At 66.2% G+C, this 4,527-nt stretch carries 3 protein-coding genes; all 3 read left to right on the forward strand.

The window, feature by feature from the left end; all coding sequences use genetic code 11:
• Positions 1 to 369: 369 nt before the first annotated feature.
• A complete protein-coding gene (locus ABEA26_RS35145; protein WP_345598034.1) occupies positions 370 to 900 on the forward strand; it encodes a hypothetical protein in 531 nt (176 codons plus the stop codon).
• Positions 901 to 1,851: 951 nt separating this feature from the next.
• On the forward strand, positions 1,852 to 2,274 hold the full coding sequence (locus ABEA26_RS35150) for a hypothetical protein (protein WP_425587955.1): 423 nt from the start codon (positions 1,852 to 1,854) through the stop codon (positions 2,272 to 2,274).
• Positions 2,275 to 4,160: 1,886 nt separating this feature from the next.
• The coding region (locus ABEA26_RS35155) for a S8 family serine peptidase (protein ID WP_425587956.1) at positions 4,161 to 4,527 on the forward strand (367 nt) is incomplete at its 3' end.

Raw genomic sequence — 4,527 nt, forward strand, 5'->3', positions numbered from 1 at the left:
GCCGCCGGTCACACAAACATGTCAGAACATCCCCTATCTAGATCAGATGCTCTCTAAGGGCCCGGCCGCCTCTCCGACCGGGGCGGGCTGGGCGACCGGCTCGAGGTCACCTGCACAGTGGAGAACACGTCTCCCCTGCCGGGATCGGACACCGAGCGGCTGAGTCTCTCGGCGAGCCGGGAGCGCGGCGACTTCCCCTTCACGGACAACGGCCGTTGGCCCAGCCCGGCCAGCATGTAGTTCTTCTCCGAAGACGGCGCCCACCGGCGCGGTGGCGCCGACCACGGCTGGCTCCTGCTGCCCGACGCCTGCACGACCTCGGACGGGCCAGCCATCGTCGAGGGATACGCCCCCGAGGGCTCGGACCCGGTGAAGCTCACCCGCCTCCTCACAAAGGTCGCCAACAACGCGGCCGAGCGGGCGGACTGCGCCGCCGGTCAACCCCTCACCGCTCCCGAAAGCCTCCCTGCGGTCCCGGAAGGGAATCGCGTCGGGGACGAGGCGGTGTGCGGCCTGGCGGACCTGAAGTTCCCCGGGCGACCGGAGAACCGGTCCAAGACGATGCAGACGGTCCAGGACGGAACCGGCCCCACTTGGGCGTGCGAGGTCGCGGAGCACGCCACCTATGCCGTGACGCAGGATCCGCACATCGTGGCGGGCATCCGCTCCTCGCCCGGATACACCCAGCAGCCGCAGGTGGCCGGCCACCAGATATTGGGCTTCGACAACCGGCACGTGGTCGCCGACTGCGCAGGCACTCCCACGTACTTCTCCTTGGAGTTCGGCCAGGCCTACTGGTCCGCGGTCGAGACGCCGGGAGCTCCCCGCACCAAGGACCTGTTCACCAACTTCGTCGATACCGCCGGCAAGCACTTCGGCTGCGCCACGGCAGCTTCCTGACCGCGACTGTTCCGACCGAGAACCCAGAGACACAACGCAGCGAAGGAGCCCGGGCGCGCCCGGGCTGAGGGGTGTTCGTTGTCCAGAGGGAAGGGCTCAACGGTAGCCCGGGACCGCGTTCTGCCGTATGACGTGAGTGGGCTGGACTTCGGCTGGTCCAGCGCTGCTGTTTGTGCCGTGGCCGTCTGTCCACGCCGGTTTTCACCAAGCCGGATCGAGGAGAGGCAGCTGGCACGCGCGGATACCCACGCGGCTGCACGGAGCCACTGGGAACCGGACCACGCCACCGAGAAGAGGCGCCTGGTCCGAGACCGGTGGCCCGTGGGTTTTTTGTCAACGGCTCACCCCGGCGGGCTGCTGGGTCAGACCGAGGACCGCACCACCCACCGCGGACGCAAGGGCCTGGCGTGCAGGCACGCCAGTGGTGTTGAAGCGAAGTGGGACGAACGCATACGCCCAGTGCGAGGCGATCTGAGTACGTCCCGGCGGGAAGGGTGAAGACGGCCCTGGGGTGGGCGTAGCTTGCAGCGCCGTTGCCCTCACGGGTGGCGATGAGTTTGGCGACCCACTCAGCGAGTGCACGGGGCAGGTCGAGTGCGGTAGTCCGGATATCCAACGAGGTTTTCAGGCAGCGAAGTTGAAACGTCAGACGTCTCGGACAACGGCCGGGGGATCCCGCTGGTCGGCTCGCGGACCGTCACCTGATCGGTGGCCACCTCGTAGAACCTCATTGACCGCAAATCGCTCAAAGTGCCACACCCGGGGCTGACTTGTAGCTGATCCCACACGCATCACGGTTGGCCCTGTCGTACCGGTTCACTACAGTAGTGATCGCATGGTGCGCGTGGTTCGCTTTGCGAACGCGGATGTGAGCGGCCCGTCGGCCGCAGCCATGGTTCTACGGGGAAACGGGGAGGGAGCGACGTGCTTCCAGCAGACATGGTGGGGGGCGTGTCGACCGCCAGGGCAGCAAACCTGGAGGTCACTGGCGAGGCGCTGAGTACGTTCGTGAAGCGGGTGGACGGAGCCCTGAGCGATCTCGAAGGTTCGCCTGGTAACCCCAAGCGAGTCGGTGCCCAAACGATCAAGCCGGGGTCATTGAACAGCGGCAGCGCGGATGCCTTCCCGGAGGCGCACGCCCTGTACCTGGAGTACAACCGGGTTCACGAGAAGCTCACATCTCTCTCGAAGACGCTGCACCTGCAGATCGAGGCGATCAGTATCGCCGTCCAGGGTGCGCATGTGGGCTTCGACAACCTCGAAGAGGAACAGCGCCGGCGCTTCTGGGCGATCCAGATGCAGATCGAGCAGGTTGAGGGTACCGCGGACGGCAAGCAGCGCACTGAGGGCAACAAGACCACCGGGGACCTGTGACGATGACCGACAAGCAGCATGAAGAGGACCTGGAGCGAGTCTCCCAGCAGAACTCGGTCACGGACCTCACCCGTTTCGTCGAAGAGCGGCCGCGTGGCGGATTCCTTGGGGGAATCTTCAATGGTCTGGTGCGCTCTGCTGTGGACAAGACGCCGTTCGGGCGAGCGATGGACGGCCGCACAGACTTCGAGCGCCACCGCCTCAACGCCATGATCGACCTGGTCGAGCAGACCAACCCGGAGGACCTGGAGTCGTCCGGCAGGGCTCTGTGGGAGGCGCGGGACGCCATCACGGACGCCGCCAAGGAACTGGACGGCCACATCGGGGAAGTCCACTGGGTCGGAGAGTCGGGCGAGGCTTTCCGCAAGTGGGGACGGTCGCTGGTCACCAGTACGTATGACCTGGGCACCTTCGCGGGCGGGGCGGGCGATCAGATCACTGCTGCTGCCGTAGGCTTGGCGGCGGTACGCAAAGCCATGCCACAGAGGGATACACGGCCGCCGGACAAGGCACTGCCGCCTGAACAGCTTCCGACCCCCAAACAGGTCGACGGCAACGAGGAATACGCCACTGCGGTCCGGGTTGAGAAGGACCGTCAGGAGGCGATCAACCTGATGAATCGGTTGTCGTCGTATTACGCGGTGTCCAGAGAACAACTGGAGAGCCTGACGGCCCCGGAGTTCAAGTCGATGCCGGACGTAGGGGTGCCGAAGCCTCCTCCCACTAGTAGCGAAGACCTGGTTTTCGGGGGCGCTGCTTCGGCATCATCCGGGACGAGCGGTACGGCCGGCGTTCTGGGGCATCAGTCCTCGGCCGCCGCAGTGGCTCCGGTCGAATCACACCGACCAACTGACACCGCTCTCCGGCCCACAGGGGTCACAAGGGTCATTGCGGAGCCGGAGGTTGGGGTCGGTACGACTATCGACAGTGTCGGTACCCTGCCGTCCTCGGTGCCCTCCACCACCGGGAATATCACTTCGACTACCGGGGCACCGGGCGGAAGTAGCGGAACGGCCAACGCGTTCGGTACCGGGTATGGGGGGCCGGTTCCAAACGTGGTGTCGAGTAGGGGTGTGCGCGGACCAAACGGTGTTCGCGGCCCCCTGGCCGCTCAGGGAGGAGCAGGCAGGGCCGACGTGAGTAACGGGGGCTCAGGCCGTGCTGTGGGGAACGGACCCGTCGGTCAGGCGGGGCGTACCGCGGCGAGCGGTCAGGCACTCGCGAAGGGAGTTTCCTCTGCACCAGGGCCCTCACCGATGGGTTCGGGAGTAACCGGCGGTACCGCACGGCCGGGGGGGACGACTGCTCCGATGCCGCACGGTGGTGCCGCAAGCGGCGTGGGTCGTGCGGGCGGCGTGGTTGGGGGTCGGCCTGTGACGGGTGCTGCGCCGCCGACGATGAGCGGACAGAGAATCCCTCGTGGGACGGTTGTTGGTGCCGAGGCAGCTGGTTCCCGGTCGGCCGACCGTCGTTCTGGGCAGGGTGGCGTCTTCGGCGGGCCGGCCCCCGCCGTCAGACCTGGTCCTACTACGAACAGGCCCCGTACCGGTCCGTCAAGGTCTGAGCGCATCACCGGCAGCCCTGCCGCTCGCCGTTCCGCGGCCAACGCCGAGCGAAACGGTATGACCCGCGGAGGAACCGGCCTTGTGCGTGGCCCGGGCGGTCGCGGAAGGCCGGCCGGAGACCGTGATGAGGAAGAGACACCGCGTCCCGGCCGCCCGAGCGAGGACCAAGAGACTCACCTGCCTGCCCAGCAGCGGCGCGACGTGCCGCCAGTCGTCAACTAAGCGCTAGCGAGGACGTACAACGTTATGAAGCCGGGGACCAGTCGACTGGCCGAGCGGAATGTCTTTCGCAGGACACGGCGCGTGCGACGAGTGCGTGCTGTGAGCGCGGTCGTCGGCGCTTTGACGGCTGTGGGCGTGGGGTTTGCTCCGAATGCTGCAGCGTTCGACGTTGAGTCGGAACAGTGGTATTTGAGGCCCATGCAGGTCGAGCAGATGTGGAAGACGAGCACAGGGGAAGGTGTCAAGGTTGCTGTCATTGACACAGGTGTGAATCCCAATACCTCTTCCCTCACTGGCCAGGTTCTGGTGGATGAAGTCCCGAAGGCGGTTGCCTATGGTGCCACGAACGACTACGCGGGCCACGGCACGAGTATGGCTGAGTTGATCGCAGGTACGGGAGCCAATGATGGGCTGCAAGGTATCGCGCCCGGAGCAAAAATTGTCCCTTATCGCATTCAGCTCCGAG

This window comes from Streptomyces marokkonensis (assembly GCF_039539045.1).
Taxonomy (GTDB): Bacteria; Actinomycetota; Actinomycetes; order Streptomycetales; family Streptomycetaceae; genus Streptomyces; species Streptomyces marokkonensis.